The following is a 17,608-nucleotide window of genomic DNA, read 5'->3' as shown; positions in this document are numbered from 1 at the left end:
ACCACAAGCCCGCATATCCACCGCAGCCCGTATTTCCAGCGCGGACCCGCATTTCCAGCCCGTCCGGCGTTTGAGGACGAGGCCGTTCAGGCCGAAGCGGGGGTCTGGGGGCGGCAGCCCCTAGGACGGCGATGCGGCAGGCGGCTCAGTTCGTGGGCCGGTCAGCCAACGCAGTAGGCGGCTCGTCGTCCATCTCGAAGGCCATCGGGAAGGCGGCATGACCGGCCAGCCGGAACCACCGCACCTTGCGATGCCTCCGCAACGCCCGCGCCGCCCGCACGGCGTCATTGTGGAACCGCCGGGCCATCGGCACCCGCCGTACCGCCTGTGCCAGCTCGCTCGCCGCCGCGTCCCCGCCCGGTGCCTCCCGCACCGCCTCCATCTGCTGGACCTCTCCGAAGACGGCCCGCAGGGCCTGGCTCAGCTCGCTCTCGGCGACCTCGCGCTGTTCCTCCTCCGCCTGCCGGGCGGCGTGCGCGGCCTCGTACAGCACGATGGAGGCGGCCGGGTCGAGCACCCCGGAGGTCGCCAGCTCCTGGGCGACCGAGGCCCGGCGCAACAGCTGCGCGTCGAGTGCGGCGCGCGCGGCGTCGATCCGGGCGTGCAGCCGGTCGAGACGCCCCGCGGTCCAGCTCAGGTAGAGGCCGATCGCGGCGAGGCCGACGAGGATCCAGATCAGGGTTGCGGTCACGGGCGGCAAGGCTACTCGGCGTGGTCAGCCGTCCCTCACGTCCCCTGGGCAGGTGTCCGCCACGGAGAAGGGCGTCCGCGCCCTCCCTGCCCCTGCTCCGCCGCGTCCCGCTCCCCGGTGCTCACTCCCGCGCCAGCCCGAACCGTGCCCGCAGCCCCGTCCGTTCGTCCGCGGCCACCGCCGCCGCCCCGTCCGTCACCGTCTCGTACACGGACAGGATGTCGGCGCCGACGGTCGACCAGTCGAAGCGCCGTACGTGCGCGCTGCCCCGCACACGCAGTTCGGCGCGGCGCTCGGGGTCGCCGAGCAGGCGTACGGCGGATGCGGCCAGCGCGTCCGCGTCCTCGTTGGCGAACAGTTCCCCGGCCGCTCCCTGGTCGAGCACCTGGGCGAAGGCGTCGAGGTCGGAGGCGAGCACCGGCGCGCCCGCGGACATGGCCTCCACCAGGATGATCCCGAAGCTCTCGCCGCCGGTGTTGGGTGCCACGTACACGTCGACGCTGCGCAGGAAGCGGGCCTTGTCCTCGTCGCTGATCATGCCCAGGAACTCGACACGTGAACGCATCTCGGCGGGCAGCGACTCGACGGCCTCCTCCTCGTCGCCCCGGCCGGCGACCAGGAGTCTGGTCGAGGGGCGTTCGGCGAGGATCTTCGGGAGTGCCTTCATGAGGACGGGCAGGCCCTTGCGGGGCTCGTCGATGCGGCCGATGAACCCGAGGGTGTCGCCCTGCCACCCCTGCTGGGGCTTGGCGCGGGCGAAGAAGTCGACGTCGACGCCGTTCGGGATGACGACCGCGTCGCCGCCCAGGTGCTCGACGAGCGTGCGCCGCGCGTACTCGCTCACCGCGATCCGCGCGCTGATCTTCTCCAGCGCGGGCTGCAGGATCGGGTACGCGGCGATCATCGCCCGGGAGCGCGGGTTGGAGGTGTGGAAGGTGGCGACGATGGGCCCCTGCGCGGCCCAGCACGCGAGCAGTCCGAGGGACGGCGAGGTCGGTTCGTGGATGTGGATCACGTCGAAGGTGCCGTCGTGCAGCCAGCGCCGCACCCTGGCCGCCGACAGGAAGCCGAAGTTCAGGCGCGCCACGGAGCCGTTGTAGGGCACCGGGACCGCGCGGCCCGCCGAGACGACGTACGGCGGCAGGGGCGTCTCGTCGTCCGCGGGGGCGAGGACGGAGACCTCGTGCCCGAGGCGGATGAGGTGCTCGGCGAGGTCGCGGATGTGGAACTGGACGCCACCCGGTACGTCCCAGGAGTACGGGCAGACGATGCCGATCTTCACGGCCGCTCCCCGTCGGACGGTGCGGGGCGGGGCTCCAGGTCGGCGAGCCACAGGCGCTGCAGCATGTGCCAGTCCTCCGGATGGTCGGAAATACCCGTGGCGAAGGCATCGGCCAGCGCCTGTGTCATGACAGACGTCTTCTCGGCCCGGGTACCTGTCTCGGGGACCTCGACGGGGGGATGCACCCGGCCCTTCATGACCGGTGAGTCGTCGTACCAGAGCGTCACCGGGAGGAGCAGCGCCCCGGTCTGCTGGGCCAGCAGCGCCGGGCCCGCGGGCATCCGGGTGGCCTCTCCGAAGAACTTGACCTCGACGCCGGACGCGGACAGATCGCGTTCGGCGACCAGGCAGACCAGGCCTCCGTCGCGCAGCCGCCGGGCCAGGGTGCCGAACGCGGTGCCGCCGCTGTGCGGGAGGACCTCCATACCGAGGCCCTCGCGATAGGCGACGAAGCGGTCGTACAGCGATTCCGGCTTGAGGCGCTCGGCCACGGTGGTGAACGGCGTCTCCAGCTTGGTGGTGACCCACGCGCCCGCGAGGTCCCAGTTGCCCATGTGCGGGAGTGCGAGGACGACGCCCCGGTCGGAGGCGATGCCGTCCGTCAGGTGGTGCACGTCCGTGGGGTCGAATCCCTCCCGCACGCGCTCCCGGCTCCAGGCGGGAAGGCGGAAGGACTCCATCCAGTAACGCAGGTAGGAGCGCATGCCCGCCCGGGAGAGTTCCGCGAGCCGCTCCGGGCCCGCGTCGGGCACCACGCGCGCGTAGTTGCTCTCCAGGCGCAGTACGCCCTTGCCGCGCTTCCTCCAGGCGGCGTCCGCGATGGTGCGGCCGAGACGTACGGCGACCGGCTCCGGGAGCGTCTTGACGGTGCTCCAGCCGAGCGCGTACGCCCCGTCCACCAGTCTGTCCTGGAGGCTGGTCACGAGGTGGCCCCGCTGCTGTGCGCGGCGGCCGCGTCGGCCTCGGCGGACTCCCGGCGCACCGTGACGACGCGCTGGACCAGCGTGACCAGGCTGCCGACGGCGACGATCCACAGGGCGACGGGCAGCAGCCACTGGATGCCGGGCACCCCGAACGCGTGCAGCCCCGCGAGGCCTGCCGCGACCAGCGAGATCACCAGGCGTTCGGCGCGTTCCACCAGACCGTTGACGGCGACCGGCAGGCCGATCGCCTCGCCGCGGGCCTTGGTGTACGAGACCACCTGGCCGCTGGCCAGGCAGAAGATCGAGACGGCGCAGAGCACGTTGTTGTCGCCGTTGCCCGCGTACCAGAGGGCGAAGCCGCCGAAGACGGCCCCGTCGGCGACCCGGTCGAGCGTGGAGTCCAGGAAGGCACCCCACCGGCTGGAGCGGCCGAGCTGGCGCGCCATGTTGCCGTCGACCAGGTCGGAGAAGACGAAGAGCGTGATGACGATCGTGCCCCAGAAGAACTCTCCCCGGGGGTAGAAGACCAGCGCGCCCGCCATCACTCCGGCCGTGCCCAGGAGGGTGACCGTGTCGGGGCTTACCCCCCGGCGGATGAGAAACGCGGCGAACGGTGTGAGGACACGCGTGAAGAATGCACGCGCGTACTTGTTCAGCATGGCCTTCCCGAGGGTCGGTGTCGCCGGACGGCCCCTGCTGGCCCCCGGCTGGCCCATCGTAGTCACGCGCGCGCATGTGCGACGGTCGGGCACCCGCACCCCGTGTCACACGGGACTCCCCGGGCGGCACGGCGCGATCGCGTCCGCCGTATGGACGCACCGTGACGCGAGTGCAAAGCTCGAAGTCACCGCGGGCGTCATCGGAGCCGTACCGCTGGGGGTACCCCTGGACCTGGTCCGGGGCAGGATCCGTCGTGCCCGCGCCCACAGAGACCTCACCGTGCACGGGAGGCAAGGCCATGGGCGACAAGGCGAACGCACACCCCGGAGCCGCCGGCAGGGCTACGGCGGCCGACCACCCCGCGTCCGTACGGAATGTGGTGCTGGTCGGCCACAGCGGATCGGGCAAGACGACTTTGGTGGAGGCTCTCGCGCTGACAGCGGGAGCCGTGAACCGGGCGGGCCGGGTGGAGGACGGCACCGCCGTATCCGACTACGACGAGATCGAGCACCGCCAGCAGCGCTCGGTGCAGCTCTCCCTGGTACCCGTCGCATGGGACGGGTACAAGATCAATATCCTCGACACCCCCGGATACGCCGACTTCGTCGGGGAGCTCAGGGCCGGTCTGCGCGCCGCGGACGCGGCCCTCTTCGTGGTCTCGGCCTCGGACGGCGTGGACGGCTCGACCCGGATGGTCTGGGACGAGTGCGCGGCGGTCGGCATGCCGCGGGCCATCGTGGTCACCCACCTCGAATCGGCCCGCGCCGACTTCGACGCGATGACCAGGATCTGCGCGGAGGCCTTCGGCGCCGACGACCCCGACGCCGTACTGCCGCTCTACCTGCCGCTGCACGGAGAGCCGGGCCCCGACGGGCACGCGCCGGTGACCGGGTTGATCGGGCTGCTGTCGCAGCGGCTGTTCGACTACTCGTCCGGTGAGCGCGAGGAGGCCGAGCCGGTGGACGGGCAGCTGCCGCTGATCGCGGAGGCGCGCAACCGGCTGATCGAGGGGATCATCGCCGAGAGCGAGGACGAGACCCTCATGGACCGCTACCTGAGCGGCGAGGAGATCGATTTCAAGACACTGGTGCAGGATCTGGAGCGGGCCGTGGCGCGCGGGGCGTTCTTCCCCGTGCTGGCCGCCGCGCCCGCGGCCGAGGGCGCCCGGCAGGGACTGGGCACCGTCGAGCTCCTGGAGCTCGTCACCGGCGGCTTCCCGACCCCGCTGGAGCGCGCGGCACCCGCGGTGACCACGCCGGACGGCGCGGCGCGGGAGGTCAGGGCCTGCGACCCGGACGGGCCGCTGGTGGCGGAGGTCGTGAAGACGGCCAGCGACCCCTACGTCGGCCGGGTCTCGCTCGTCCGCGTCTTCTCCGGCACCCTGCGCCCCGACGAGACGGTGCACGTCTCCGGACACGGGCTCACCGACCGCGGCCACGAGGACCACGACGTCGACGAACGGGTCGGCGCGCTGTCCGCGCCGTTCGGCAAACAGCAGCGCGCCCTCACCCACTGCATCGCGGGCGACCTGGCGTGCGTGGCGAAGCTCAACCGGGCGGAGACCGGCGACACCCTCTCGGCCAAGGACGACCCGCTGCTGATGGAACCGTGGCAGATGCCCGACCCGCTGCTGCCGCTCGCCATCCAGGCGCACAGCAAGGCCGACGAGGACAAGCTCTCGCAGGGGCTCGGCCGGCTGGTCGCCGAGGACCCCACCATGCGCCTGGAACAGAACCAGCACACCCATCAGGTGGTCCTGTGGTGTCTGGGCGAGGCGCACGCGGACGTCGCCCTGGAACGGCTGCGCAGCCGGTACGGCGTCCAGGTCGACGTGGTCCCGCACAAGGTTTCCCTGCGGGAGACGTTCGCGGCCAGGTCGGCGGGGCGCGGGCGCCATGTGAAGCAGTCCGGCGGCCACGGCCAGTACGCGATCTGCGAGATCGAGGTCGAACCCCTCCCGAACGGTTCGGGCATCGAGTTCGTGGACAAGGTCGTCGGCGGGGCCGTGCCCCGGCAGTTCATCCCGTCCGTCGAGAAGGGCGTACGCGCCCAGGCGGCCCGGGGCGTGGCCGCGGGCCATCCGCTCATCGACGTACGGATCACCCTGCTCGACGGCAAGGCGCACTCGGTGGACTCCTCCGACGCCGCCTTCCAGACCGCGGGCGCGCTGGCGCTGCGCGAGGCCGCCGCCGAGGCGAGGATCCATCTGCTGGAGCCGGTCGCGGAGGTGACCGTCATGGTCGGCGACGACTACGTGGGCGCCGTGATGAGCGACCTGTCGGGGCGGCGCGGCCGGGTCGTCGGCACGGAGCAGACGAGCGGCGGCCGCACGCTCGTACGGGCCGAGGTGCCGGAGATGGAGATCGGACGGTACGCCGTCGATCTGCGCTCGCTCTCGCACGGCACCGCACGTTTCCGGCGCAGTTACGCGCGGCACGAGCCGATGCCGCCGCAGATCGCCGAGAGGATGCGCGAACAGACGCGGGAGGCCTCGTAGTTCACACCGGACACGCTTCGGTTCACCCTCGGCGGGCGGCTTCGGCCGTCCGCCGACGAAGGCCGCCGCCTGCCGATACGCTGATGACGATCAAGCTGATGGCTGATGACGTGGCGAGTCGATCACCATGACAGGCTGATCAACAGGTGTGCGGGGCAGGGAAGTCGGGAAAAGCCGCAGAAGCGACACCGCGGCGATGGGGGCGGGAATGACGGTTCCAACCGGTTTCGAGGACATCTTCGGGCCACAGGTGCCACGTTCGGGTTCGGACGAGATGGCGACCTACGCCCTGGCCTCGGCCGCGTACCGGGACGACGAGGTCGGGAAGATCCTCGAGGCCAACAACGAGTGGCACGAGTCGAAGGTCAGCCCGAGCCGCAAGTGGGCGACGATCTTCCGGCCCAACCTCGGCGAGGCCTTCGCCCAGTCCGTGGTGAACCGGATGCTGGGTGTCGACCGCAAGCCGGTCGTCCAGTCCTTCGGCATCGAGCCGCAGGCGGTGGTCGAGCACTGTCTGGCGGCCAACCGCCTCCGCAGGGAGCGCGACACCCGCCTCACGGTCGTGATGGCGGTCTGCGGCCTGCTCTTCCTGCCGGGCCTCCTGCTGTGGCTGCTGGTCTTCCAGATACGGACCGCCGTCTCCAAGCGCGAGGACAAGCGTGCCTCCGCCCTCGCCACCGCCCTTCTCGTCGCCGTGGGCGTCGTCGCCGTGATCGCCATGATCCGGCTGCCCTTCACCGGTCCCCTGGCCTGGTACGTGCGGGGCGCGATCGTCGCCCCGGTCGTCGGCTGGCTGCTGGCGAAGCAGATCTGCGAGCGCACCGCGAAGGACCTGCGCGACCGCTGGAACAACCTCCTCTCCGGCAGCACCGTCGGCGCCCGGGTCCCCGAGTCCGTCCCCAGCAGCCCCGGCGACACCCGGGCCGAGCGGCTGCGTCAGGCGTTCGGCGAGCTGCGGGACGAGCAGCGGTCGAACTCGGTCTTCTACGCCGGCCCCAAGGGCATCCTCGGCATGGGTACGCGCTGGGGGCACTGGCACCTCGCCGAGGATCTGGTGCCGGTCGTCTCGGACCAGGTGCAGAAGGTGGGGTCGCTCAGCGCGGAGCTCGCCAAGCACCTGGTGCCGCCCCCGGAGATCAACAGGTTCCAGAGCTTCGACGTCGTGAGCGCCGTCGAGCGGGCGCTGGAGCGGCTCAACACGAGCCCGCTGACCACGGGCGGTTTCCCCAAGCCCGAGATCCGGCACTGGGTCGTCACGCACATCCCGGCGACCGCCAAGGAGGTCACGCGCCCGAGCGGCAGCACGGCTCACCAGGTCAACCTCCAGCAGATACGGGACATCTGCAACAAGCAGCAGTACAACAGCGGCCAGCGGCACTACCTCGGGGTCCAGTGGACCCTCTTCGACGGCCAGTTGGTGATCAGCATGCTGGTCTCGGTGACCGTGCTCCACAAGACCCTGCGCATCGAGCTCACCGGCCACGCCCTGGGACCGGTGAACGGCCTGTTCATGGGCAAGCCGGCGGCCAAGGAGAAGAAGGTCGCCAAGACGGTCAAGTTCTGGGAGACCCGCACGGTGAAGCTCCCGCTGGTCGGCAACGACGAGGTCGTACGGCTCGCGGCCCGCGCCCCGTTCACCTGGTACCCGCCGTTCCTGAACTGGCTCGGCGGCTCGCTGACGCTTCCCGAACCGTTCGGACTGCGGCACGCCTGGGCCGACCAGCCCTGGAAGAACCGCTTCATGACCGACGACGTGCTGCGCTCCGCGACCCCCGTGCTCCGTGTGGTGCACGAGGCGGTCATCGAGTTCCTCAAGGGCCACAACGTGGACACCACGAAGTTCGACGGCCGCACGTCCGTGCTCAGCGGCACGGTGCAGGACCCGACACCGAAGAAGGACGACGTCTTCGACGCGTAGGCCTCCGGCGGCTGAGCAGGAGGCGCCGGGTCCCGTGGGCGCCGTCACGGGACCGGGGGACGCCGTGCGGGTCGGGGGGAGCGGCACGGGCGGGCGCCGTACGGACCACGGTCAGGCCCCGCACAGGTCACGAGCGCGCGCCGTACCGGACGAAGGCAGGGCACAGGCAGGCGCCGTACGGAGCCGCGGCCGGGCGCGTACGGGGCGAACTGCGGGGCACGGGCAGGCGGCGCCGTACGAGACGGGGCACGCGCAGGCGCCGTACGAGTCACGAGGGCGCACCGTACGGGGCGAGGTGCGGGTCACGAGCGGACGCCGCGCCGGGCGAAGTGGGGGACACAAGCCGGGCCCCGTACAGGGCACGCGCAGGCGCCGTACGCGCCGTACGAGTCACCAGCGGGCGCCGTACGCGGCGAAGTGCCGGGGGCACGGGCGGGCGCCGTGCGGGACGAAGCAGGGCACGGGCAGGCGCCGTGCCGGGCCTGGGCAGGCGCCGTGCCGGGCGCCGGGGCCGGGCGGCCCGTGGGAGCGGTCGGGGCGTGGATTCCCACGCCCCCGGTCCCTCCCCTTCCGCGCCCGGCAGGGCTACGGCTTGGGCCACGCCTCCGCGAGCATCTTGCGGGTGTCCGCGAGCAGTTGGGGCAGGACCTTGGTGTGACCGACGACCGGCATGAAGTTGGTGTCGCCGCCCCAGCGGGGCACGATGTGCTGGTGGAGGTGGGCGGCGATACCCGCGCCGGCCACGGTTCCCTGGTTCATGCCGATGTTGAAGCCGTGCGCGCCGGACGCGGCCCGCAGCGCGGTCATGGCCTGCTTGGTCAGCTCGCCGAGCTCGGCGGTCTCCGGGCCGGTCAGGTCGGTGTAGTCCGCGACATGACGGTAGGGCACGACCATGAGATGGCCGCCGTTGTACGGGTAGAGGTTGAGCACCGCGTACACCTGCTCACCGCGCCGGACGATGAGCCCGTCCTCGTCGGACTTGGCAGGGATCGAGCAGAACGGACAGCCGTCGTCGGCCCCCGGGCCGGTGGGCTTGTTCTCGCCCTGGATGTAAGCCATCCGGTGGGGCGTCCACAAGCGCTGGAACGCGTCCTGCGTCCCCACTCCGATCTGCTGCTCCGGCTCACTCGTCATGTGGTGCAGCATATTGCTTCGCCCGTTCGCGGCGTGTCGGCGGGGCTCGCCCGAATGCGCCCCGGGCCAAGCTGGGCCTGTGGACGACGACAGCCCGCAGGCCCGCTGGGAACGGCGCACCGAGGTCCCGCTCGGTCTGTGCTCGCTGCTGTTCCTCACCGCCTACGCGGTGCTGGTCCTGGGCCACGGTCTGCCGCCCGCCGCGCGGGACGCGTGCCTGGCCGCGATGCTGGCCGCCTGGGGCCTGTTCCTGGTCGACTACGGAGTGCGCTGGCGGCTGAGCGGCCAGGGGCCCCGCTTCGTACCGGCCCACTGGCTGGACACGCTGGTGCTCGTCCTGCCCCTGCTGCGCCCGCTGCGCGTCGTCAAGGTGTACGAGGCCGTGCAGCGCCGTCGCGGACAGCCCCGTCTCGCCCTGTACGCGCGCGTGGTCTTCTACGCGGGCCTGTCGGTGCTGCTGCTCGGCTTCGCCGGCGCCCTCGCCGTCTACCAGCAGGAGCACTCGGCACCGCACGCGACGATCCGCACCTTCGGGGACTCGGTGTGGTGGACGTGCTCCACCCTCGCGACAGTGGGCTACGGGGACGTCGTCCCGGTGACATGGCTGGGACGCACGATCGCGGTGGGTCTCATGGCGTGCGGTCTGGCGCTGCTCGGCGCGGTCACGGGGTCGTTCTCGTCGTGGCTGCTGCACGTCTTCGCGCGCGAGGACGACGAGAGGCCCCCGGGGTTCTGAACTCCCCGGGGGCCTCTCGTCGTACGCGTCGGATCACTCTGCGCGTCGGATGACTCCGCGCGTCAGACCTGCGTGCGTCAGACCTGCGTGCGCTCCTCGACGATCTTCGCGATCTTGGCGATCGCCTCGTCGACCGGGATGCCGTTCTCCTGCGAGCCGTCGCGGTAGCGGAAGGAGACGGCGCCGGCCGCCATGTCCTCGTCGCCCGCGATGACCATGAAGGGCACCTTCTGCTTCTGCGCGTTGCGGATCTTCTTCTGCATGCGGTCGGAGGAGGAGTCGACCTCGACGCGCAGCCCCTTCTTCTTCGCCTCGGCGGCGAACTTCTGGAGGTACTCCACGTGCGCGTCGCCGATCGGGATACCGACCGCCTGGACGGGCGCCAGCCAGGCCGGGAACGCACCCGCGTAGTGCTCGAGGAGCACCGCGAAGAAGCGCTCGATGGAACCGAACAGCGCGCGGTGGATCATCACCGGACGCTGCTTGGAGCCGTCGGGACCGGTGTACTCCAGGTCGAAGCGCTCGGGCAGGTTGAAGTCGAGCTGCACCGTCGACATCTGCCAGGTCCGGCCGATGGCGTCCTTGGTCTGGACGGAGATCTTCGGGCCGTAGAACGCGGCGCCGCCCGGGTCGGGGACGAGCGGGAGGCCCTGCTTCTCGGCCACCTGCCGCAGCGTCTCGGTGGCCTCCTCCCAGACCTCGTCGGAGCCGACGAACTTCTCCGGGTCCTTGGTGGACAGCTCCAGGTAGAAGTCGGTGAGGCCGTAGTCGCGCAGCAGGTTCAGGACGAAGGTGAGCGTCTTGTCGAGCTCGTCCGCCATCTGCTCCTTGGTGCAGTAGATGTGCGCGTCGTCCTGCGTGAACCCACGGGCGCGGGTCAGGCCGTGCACGACGCCCGACTTCTCGTAGCGGTACACGGTCCCGAACTCGAAGAGACGCAGGGGCAGTTCGCGGTACGAACGGCCGCGTGCGTCGAAGATCAGGTTGTGCATCGGGCAGTTCATGGGCTTGAGGTAGTAGTCCACGCCCTCGTCGAGCTGCATGGGCGGGTACATGCCGTCGGCGTACCAGTCCAGGTGGCCCGAGGTCTCGAAGAGCTTCCCCTTGGTCGCGTGCGGGGTGTAGACGAACTCGTAGCCCTCCTCCTCGTGCCGGCGGCGCGAGTAGTCCTCCATGACCCGGCGGATGATGCCGCCCTTGGGGTGGAAGACGGCGAGGCCGGAGCCGATCTGGTCCGGGATGGAGAAGAGGTCCAGCTCGTTGCCCAGCTTGCGGTGGTCGCGCTTCTCGGCCTCGGCGAGGAAGTCCAGGTGCGCCTTCAACTCGTCCTTGGACGGCCAGGCGGTGCCGTAGATGCGCTGGAGCATCGGGTTCTTCTCGCTGCCGCGCCAGTACGCGCCGGCGTTGCGCATGAGCTTGAACGCCGGGATGTTGCGGGTGGTGGGCAGGTGGGGACCGCGGCAGAGGTCCTTCCAGCACAGCTCGCCGGTCTTGGCGTCGAGGTTGTCGTAGATCGTCAGCTCGCCGCCGCCGACCTCGACGTCCGCGCCGTCGGCCCCGTCCTGGGCGGCCGCGGTGCCCTTGATGCCGATGAGCTCCAGCTTGTACGGCTCCGCGGCGAGCTCCTCGCGGGCGGCCTCGTCGGTGACCACGCGGCGGGAGAAGCGCTGGCCGCGCTTCTGGATCTCCTGCATCTTCTTCTCGATGGCCTTGAGATCCTCGGGCGTGAACGGCTTCTCGACGTCGAAGTCGTAGTAGAAGCCGTCCTTGACCGGCGGGCCGATGCCGAGCTTGGCCTCGGGGAAGAGCTCCTGCACGGCCTGGGCCATGACGTGCGCGGCGGAGTGGCGCAGGATGTTGAGGCCGTCCTGCGAGGAGATCTCGACGGGCTCGACCTCCTCGCCGTCCTTCACCTCGTACGCGAGGTCCTTCAGCTCGCCGGCCACGCGCGCCGCGACGACGGTGCGCTCGCCGGTGAAGAGATCGGCGGCCGTAGTGCCCGTCGTCACCACGCGCTCTTCCCGCTCGGAATCGCGTTGGATGATCACACGGACGTCTGACACCGGACTCTCCTGCCTGAAGGTGGGCGCGCCGCGACACGCGGGCGCAGACAGGAATCGTACCGAGCCGAGGCCCCCCTCCGCGAAACGGTTCCCGCCGGTCCGGGCTCAGTCCCCGCTGCAGGCCTCCTCGAAGAAGTCCAGATTCTCCTGGAGCGACTTCATCAGCCGGTCGCGTTCGGCCTCGTCCACCTGCACGGGTGCGACCCCGGAGGCGTCCGTGAGTCTGCGGAAGCCGCCGCGGCTCTCCAGCCGCCCGTGCACCCGCACCGGCAGCCCGACGAGATGGGCCTGTCCCGCTATCCGGTACGCCTCCTCGTCGAGGGTCACCCGTACGTACGGGACCTCGGCGCCCGCGATGACCCGCAGCCGTACGGTGCCCTCGCCGCGCGGCTGCGACCTGCGTATCCGCACCACGGCCCCGGTGATCCGGACCGGCACGGACGGTTCCTCGCGCAGGTAACGGGCCGCGGCCTCGCGCAGCACGGGCACGTCGCCGGGCGAGAACTCGACGGCCTCGTCGGGCGACGCGCAGCCCTCGGGGACGCCGGCGGCCGGCGCCCACTCGACGGCGATGCGGGCGCCCTCGGTGCCGCGTACGAGCGCGACGACGGCCTCGGTGAGTTCGTGACTCACGCCTGCCTCGACGGCCGCGTCGAAGGCGTCCATGCCGCCGGTGGCCCGCTGGTAGTCGATGGCCTCGCGGGCGGCGTACAGCGCCTGGTGCAGGCGTATGGCCAGCGGCCGGCCGGTGTCCACGGGCACGAAGGCGGTGAGCCTGCGCCCGTCGGGGTCGGCGCCGACGAGGACGTTCTCCAGGGACGCGGCGGCGGGCCTGCGGTACCGGGTGCCGTAGTAGCCGGCGCGAGCGCGGGTGGCGAGGGCGGCCGCGAGCAGCATCTGGCGGGCGGCCGAGCGCAGCCGCTCCTCGACGCTCCAGGGCGTGGCGCCGACCGGACCCCTCGGGACGTCGCGCCACCAGCGGATCTCGTCGCTGGGCACGGCGAGCGCGACCAGGACGTCGCGCGCGGAGGGGGAGCCGCTGCGGGAGAGCGCGTCGAGGGCCTCGCCGAGGAGGTCGTCGCTGTCGGGGAAGGCCCGGTTCTCCGGCACGAGCAGGCTGGTGCCCGAGCCGCCGGGCCCTGGTGGGGTCCACCTGCCGTACCGTCCCGCGGCGCCGCCGCGGCGCTGCCAGCCGTGCCGGTGCAGCAGGGCGCTGAGCACGGCGGGGTCGACCTGGCCGGGCTCGGGCGGCTCGGTCCAGTGGGCCTCCGCGGGGTGCGGCCTGACCGGCCGGAGGGGTTCGTCGATCGGACGGTGCGTCATGGTCTGCCTCCCGTCCCGACCCGCGTCATGATCTCGCACAGGGCCCGGTCGTCGAAGATGCGCGAGGTCGGTATGCGGACGGTGGTTCTGCGCCGGCCCGTGACGGGCTGCCCGGCGAGGTTGGTCCAGTAGCAGCAGTGCCGCAGGTCGAGGCGGTCGTGGCTGGCGCGCAGCCAGTCGTCCTGGGACCGGGGCACGAGCATCACGACCAGGATCTTGTGCACCGAGACCGGGGTGCGGGCGAGCTTCGCCAGGTGCTCGTTGTCGAGCGTGAAGGAGAAGGCGGGTCCCGGGGGGTTCGGCGGGATCTGGTACGTGCACTTGAGCTGCACCTTGATGGTGACTTCGTCGTCGACCGTGTGTCCGGGGCCGCTGTGGCTGACGTGCCAGTCGATCCCGTTGTCCGGAAAGGGCTGGGACAGCGAGCAGCCGGCCGCGGCGGCGACGGCGTGCAGGTAGCCGACCTGCAGTGTCTCCATGCAGGCGGTGGTGGCGAGCGTGCCGCGATGGGGTGCCGTCCGCTGGGGCAGCAGCCCGCCCCGCTCGGGCTGCGCGATTGCCATGAGTCCAACAGCCTTCCAAGCCAAGAGAATCCCCGCGACGGGCCGCTGAACTGCAAAGACCCGTACCTCTGTTGTCTCCTTCCGGCGTACGGCGCAAACAGCCCGGGTATCACCAAACGGGCAGAAGACGGTGCGTCAGCTGCCGTGGGTGAACGAGGAGTTGTGTGCGTATGACGTGCTGGTACGAGGGCCCCTTGGCCGCGTTCGACACGGAGACCACGGGCGTGGACGTCGAGACCGACCGGATCGTGTCGGCCGCCGTCGTCGTCCAGGACGCCGCGGGTTCCCGCCCCCGGGTGACCCGGTGGCTGGTGAACCCGGGGGTGCCGGTGCCCGAGGGTGCGACGGCGGTGCACGGGCTGACGGAGGAGCATCTGCAGCGCAACGGCCGCTGGCCGTCGCCGGTGATGGACGAGATAGTCCGGGTGCTGGGCGAGCAGGCGGCGGTGGGCCGTCCGCTGGTGGTGATGAACGCGCCGTTCGATCTGACGCTCCTGGACCGGGAGTTGCGCCGGCATCGGGCGTCCTGTCTCGACCGCTGGTTCGAGTCGGCGCCGCTGCGCGTGCTCGATCCACGGGTCCTGGACAAACATCTGGACCGCTATCGCAAGGGCCGGCGCACGCTCACCGACCTGTGCGCTCACTACGGCGTCGCCCTGGAGGGCGCGCACGACGCGGCGGCGGACGCGCTGGCCGCGATGGAGGTGGTCCGTGCGGTGGGACGCCGGTTCGCGCCCCGGCTGGAGCGGCTCTCCCCCGCCGAACTGCACACCTTGCAGTCCGTGTGGCACGCGGCACAGGCACGCGGGCTGCAGGCCTGGTTCGCGCGCAGCGGCTCGGAGGAGTCGGTGGATCCGTCGTGGCCGCTGCGGCCGGAGCTGTCCGCGGCGGCCTGAGCGCGGGCGCGTGGCGGGCCGGCGCGAGCGTGGGACGGCCCGCGTGGACACCGGCGCCGGGCGTCCGGCATGCAAGAAGGCCGGTCCGTCTGCGACGGACCGGCCTTTCCCGGTGGGCGATACTGGGTTCGAACCAGTGACCTCTTCGGTGTGAACGAAGCGCTCTCCCACTGAGCTAATCGCCCGGGAACGCACTGAACAATACAGGTCCTGGCGGGTGTCGTTCAAACCGCTCGCAGAGAGGCCCTCAGTCCGTGCCGCCCGGCACGCATCATCAGCGCGTGATTGAGCCGGAACAGAGGCCGTCCCGGCACCGCGAGCCGCCGCAGCAGGGGCTTGCGCACATCGACCTCCTGGTCGTACCGGGCGCGGGTGCCCGGCCCGTCGGGGCACACGGTCCAGCGAGCCCAGCCCTCGATGTCGCCCGACAGCGCGATCTCCAGAACCCCGGCGGTCGGGTCGCTCCGCACCTCACGTGCGGTGAACACCAGGTCGTACGGCAGGAACGAGCGGACACGGATGGTGCCGCTCCGTTCGCCGGCCGGGCGCACCTCGCGGACCTGGGGCCACCAACGCGGGTAGTCCTCGGCCTGTTCGAGAGCGCGGTAGACGGCGGCGGGCGGCGCGGGCAGGGCCCACAGGCTGCGGAAGCGGTAGTGGCACCAGTCCATGGACCGAGTGTGCCGGTCCGGGGTTCCGCGGACGAGGCGGGTACGTGCCGACTTCCGTCACCGTGGACCGCGACTCGGTGTCGACGAGGCCGATCTGACGGGGTGGTGGACCGACGGCTGCGACCGCGTCGCCGATGCCGCGCCGGTCCGTGCCGCCGGGCACCTTCCGGGTGTCGTGGTTCTCCTTCAGGGCGGCGAGGCACTCGTCCCGGGTCCAGCGCCGCCAGGGCGTGATGCACGCCTTCCCAAATACCCTCCCGCCGACGACAAGTGACAACTTGTCGGATCGGGAGGAATACCGAGTTGCTTTACGTCGACTTGGCCGGCCTTCTCGACTCCGGCATTTCCGGCGTCTATGTGCGGCCGGGGTCGAGCAGCACACCTCTCTTGTCGTACTTCCGCAAGAAGGGGACCGCGTTCCGGAATATGTCCGGCCGATTTCCACGGGCGGCTCCGACCCGGGACTTCTCCCAAAAGGCCACATAATCCTGGAAGTCCGTCTTCACCCTGTTCTTCGGGCGTCGGAGTGTTCGTGGCGGGGCGTCGGCACAGGGGAGGACATCCGAGAGGCGGTGCGCGGGCCTGACACGAGGGCTGACGACAGGTCACCCGGAGGCGGGCATGGGGGGCGCTGTCGACGGTGGCCCGCCTCGCCAACCCGGGCGGCGGCGCCATCACCCCGCCGATGCGGCCCGCGGCCGGCACCGCCGCCGAGACCACCGCCGCCCCCTACCTAGGCCGCTTTCGTTCGCTCCGGACGTCGCCGTCCGGCCAGATGGCCCCATGGCCGAGATACCGCGGTACGCGCCGTCGAGGCGCTACACAGCGTCACGTGACGCGCCGCGACCTGGCACGGGAACGACGAAGGCGGCCCTGTCCACGTATCCGTGGATCTGGGCCGCCTACCGTGCTCGTGGGCGATACTGGGATCGAACCAGTGACCTCTTCGGTGTGAACGAAGCGCTCTCCCGCTGAGCTAATCGCCCGGGCGCAGGGAGAACATTACCCCATGTCAGGGGGTGACTCCGACCGACCGGAGGCGCTCAAGCCCGCCCCCGGGGCGCCTCACCGTCACCCCTTGTCACTCCTTGTCACTCCTTGATGTTCCAGGGCATCTCGAAGCCGAACTTCCAGAGGTAGACGGCACAGAGGGCCGCGACGATCACCAGGCCGACGGTCGTCAGGATGATGTTGCGACGCCGGACCGCGGGGTCGAGCGCCCGCTGCGTCGCCTCCGTGACCTTGCGCTTCGTCCAGCGGAGCACCAGCTGCGCCCAGACGAACTCGGTCGCCCAGATCGCCATGCCGCCGAAGATCACCAGCCAGCCGGGACCCGGCAGCGGAAGCATGATCACGCCCGCGACGACCACCGCGAGCCCCACGACGAAAACGCCCACCTGCCAGCTCAGGTGCAGCGCACGACGCGCCTTGATGAATTCCGGCGCCCGCGAACCGAGCGGCTGCTCGGTCTTCCTCTCGTCATCAGCCGTGGCGGCCTCGCCCGGCTCGTCACTCCCCGTATTCATACGACCAAACCCTACCGGAGAGAAACCAGTCACCGGAATGGCCCTATCCGACGAAGGCACCCTCGGCCGGATGAGTTACGTAAAGGCACGCAAAACACTCAGAGGGGTTTACAACGGCACCGTAGGTGGCATGTCGATTTCGCCGACGTGCGAATCCCCGAGCGCACACTGAGCGAAAGGCCCTGGCGCTTATGAACACCACGGTCAGCTGCGAGCTGCACCTGCGCCTCGTTGTGTCGAGCGAGTCCTCACTGCCTGTACCCGCAGGACTGCGGTATGACACGGCCGATCCCTACGCCGTGCACGCCACCTTCCACACCGGAGCCGAGGAAACCGTCGAGTGGGTGTTCGCCCGCGACCTCCTCGCGGAGGGCCTCCATCGGCCCACCGGTACCGGCGACGTCCGAGTCTGGCCGTCCCGAAGTCACGGTCAGGGCGTCGTATGCATCGCCCTGAGCTCCCCGGAGGGCGAGGCTCTGCTCGAGGCCCCGGCGCGGGCCCTGGAGTCCTTCCTGAAGCGAACGGACGCCGCCGTGCCGCCAGGCACGGAACACCGGCACTTCGATCTCGACACGGAGCTCTCACACATCCTGGCCGAGAGCTAGCGACTCCACAGAGCCGCCCGGCGCCGTCCACTCGGGGAGACGGCTCGGGCTAACACAACCGCATAGGGCACAACCGAGTTAGGCACAACAGCATGTGGCACAACCGCACAGATCACGAAC

General features: G+C 71.0%; 15 protein-coding genes and 2 tRNA genes. 5 read left to right on the top strand and 12 right to left on the bottom strand.

Annotation, left to right across the window (positions count from 1 at the left end; genetic code table 11):
- Positions 1-145: 145 nt before the first annotated feature.
- From OG199_RS33505 to pgsA, 4 genes are all read right to left on the bottom strand, one after another.
- Complete coding sequence (locus OG199_RS33505) at positions 146-691, bottom strand: hypothetical protein (protein ID WP_266697737.1); 546 nt, start codon at positions 689-691, stop codon at positions 146-148.
- A 121-nt stretch (positions 692-812) separates the two neighbouring features.
- Entirely contained in the window at positions 813-1,973 is a 1,161-nt protein-coding gene (locus OG199_RS33500; protein ID WP_405832605.1) for a glycosyltransferase family 4 protein, read from the bottom strand.
- The gene (locus tag OG199_RS33495; RefSeq protein WP_356806663.1) at positions 1,970-2,896 is read right to left on the bottom strand and encodes a phosphatidylinositol mannoside acyltransferase; all 927 of its coding nucleotides are present in this window, start codon (positions 2,894-2,896) and stop codon (positions 1,970-1,972) included. Before OG199_RS33495 ends, OG199_RS33500 begins: the two co-directional genes overlap by 4 nt.
- Positions 2,893-3,612: a phosphatidylinositol phosphate synthase gene (gene pgsA, locus OG199_RS33490; protein WP_401803082.1), complete on the bottom strand. Its 720-nt coding sequence runs from the start codon at positions 3,610-3,612 to the stop codon at positions 2,893-2,895. Before pgsA ends, OG199_RS33495 begins: the two co-directional genes overlap by 4 nt.
- 242 nt (positions 3,613-3,854) lie before the next feature.
- Here pgsA and OG199_RS33485 point away from each other — a divergent pair, with 242 nt between their 5' ends.
- Complete coding sequence (locus OG199_RS33485) at positions 3,855-6,053, top strand: elongation factor G-like protein EF-G2 (protein ID WP_405834754.1); 2,199 nt, start codon at positions 3,855-3,857, stop codon at positions 6,051-6,053.
- A gap of 208 nt (positions 6,054-6,261) precedes the next feature.
- Positions 6,262-7,971 carry a hypothetical protein gene (locus OG199_RS33480; protein WP_405832603.1) on the top strand — a complete coding sequence of 570 codons (1,710 nt, stop codon included), beginning with the start codon at positions 6,262-6,264 and terminating at the stop codon, positions 7,969-7,971.
- Between the two features lie 585 nt (positions 7,972-8,556).
- Here the strand turns inward: OG199_RS33480 and OG199_RS33475 are convergent.
- Entirely contained in the window at positions 8,557-9,117 is a 561-nt protein-coding gene (locus tag OG199_RS33475) for an HIT domain-containing protein (RefSeq protein WP_356806660.1), read from the bottom strand.
- A gap of 67 nt (positions 9,118-9,184) precedes the next feature.
- On the opposite strand from OG199_RS33475, the gene OG199_RS33470 reads away from it, so the two are divergent.
- Positions 9,185-9,841 carry an ion channel gene (locus OG199_RS33470; protein ID WP_356806659.1) on the top strand — a complete coding sequence of 219 codons (657 nt, stop codon included), beginning with the start codon at positions 9,185-9,187 and terminating at the stop codon, positions 9,839-9,841.
- 77 nt (positions 9,842-9,918) lie between these two features.
- On the opposite strand, the gene thrS is transcribed toward OG199_RS33470, so the two are convergent.
- From thrS to OG199_RS33455, 3 genes are all read right to left on the bottom strand, one after another.
- Positions 9,919-11,904: a threonine--tRNA ligase gene (gene thrS / locus OG199_RS33465; RefSeq protein WP_356806657.1), complete on the bottom strand. Its 1,986-nt coding sequence runs from the start codon at positions 11,902-11,904 to the stop codon at positions 9,919-9,921.
- A 105-nt stretch (positions 11,905-12,009) separates the two neighbouring features.
- Positions 12,010-13,227 (bottom strand): hypothetical protein, encoded by a 1,218-nt coding sequence (locus OG199_RS33460; protein ID WP_405832601.1) that lies wholly within the window; start codon positions 13,225-13,227, stop codon positions 12,010-12,012.
- Positions 13,224-13,790, bottom strand: coding sequence for a DUF4365 domain-containing protein (locus OG199_RS33455; protein WP_153291635.1), 567 nt, complete (start codon positions 13,788-13,790; stop codon positions 13,224-13,226). Before OG199_RS33455 ends, OG199_RS33460 begins: the two co-directional genes overlap by 4 nt.
- 170 nt (positions 13,791-13,960) lie before the next feature.
- On the opposite strand from OG199_RS33455, the gene OG199_RS33450 reads away from it, so the two are divergent.
- Positions 13,961-14,686, top strand: coding sequence for a 3'-5' exonuclease (locus OG199_RS33450; protein ID WP_393085553.1), 726 nt, complete (start codon positions 13,961-13,963; stop codon positions 14,684-14,686).
- A 113-nt stretch (positions 14,687-14,799) separates the two neighbouring features.
- On the opposite strand, the gene OG199_RS33445 is transcribed toward OG199_RS33450, so the two are convergent.
- From OG199_RS33445 to OG199_RS33430, 4 genes are all read right to left on the bottom strand, one after another.
- Positions 14,800-14,871, bottom strand: a tRNA-Val gene (locus OG199_RS33445).
- Positions 14,872-14,910: 39 nt separating this feature from the next.
- Positions 14,911-15,357 (bottom strand): SRPBCC family protein, encoded by a 447-nt coding sequence (locus tag OG199_RS33440; protein WP_356808752.1) that lies wholly within the window; start codon positions 15,355-15,357, stop codon positions 14,911-14,913.
- Between the two features lie 914 nt (positions 15,358-16,271).
- A tRNA-Val gene (locus OG199_RS33435) sits at positions 16,272-16,343 on the bottom strand.
- 105 nt (positions 16,344-16,448) lie between these two features.
- Positions 16,449-16,883, bottom strand: a complete 435-nt coding sequence (locus OG199_RS33430; RefSeq protein ID WP_356808751.1) for a TIGR02611 family protein — start codon at positions 16,881-16,883, stop codon at positions 16,449-16,451.
- Positions 16,884-17,074: 191 nt separating this feature from the next.
- Here OG199_RS33430 and OG199_RS33425 point away from each other — a divergent pair, with 191 nt between their 5' ends.
- Entirely contained in the window at positions 17,075-17,488 is a 414-nt protein-coding gene (locus tag OG199_RS33425; RefSeq protein WP_003959770.1) for an SsgA family sporulation/cell division regulator, read from the top strand.
- The last annotated feature ends 120 nt before the right edge of the window (positions 17,489-17,608 follow it).

The organism is Streptomyces sp. NBC_01176 (assembly GCF_045039825.1).
GTDB lineage: Bacteria > Actinomycetota > Actinomycetes > Streptomycetales > Streptomycetaceae > Streptomyces.
This window is presented reverse-complemented; position numbering and strand designations above follow the sequence as displayed.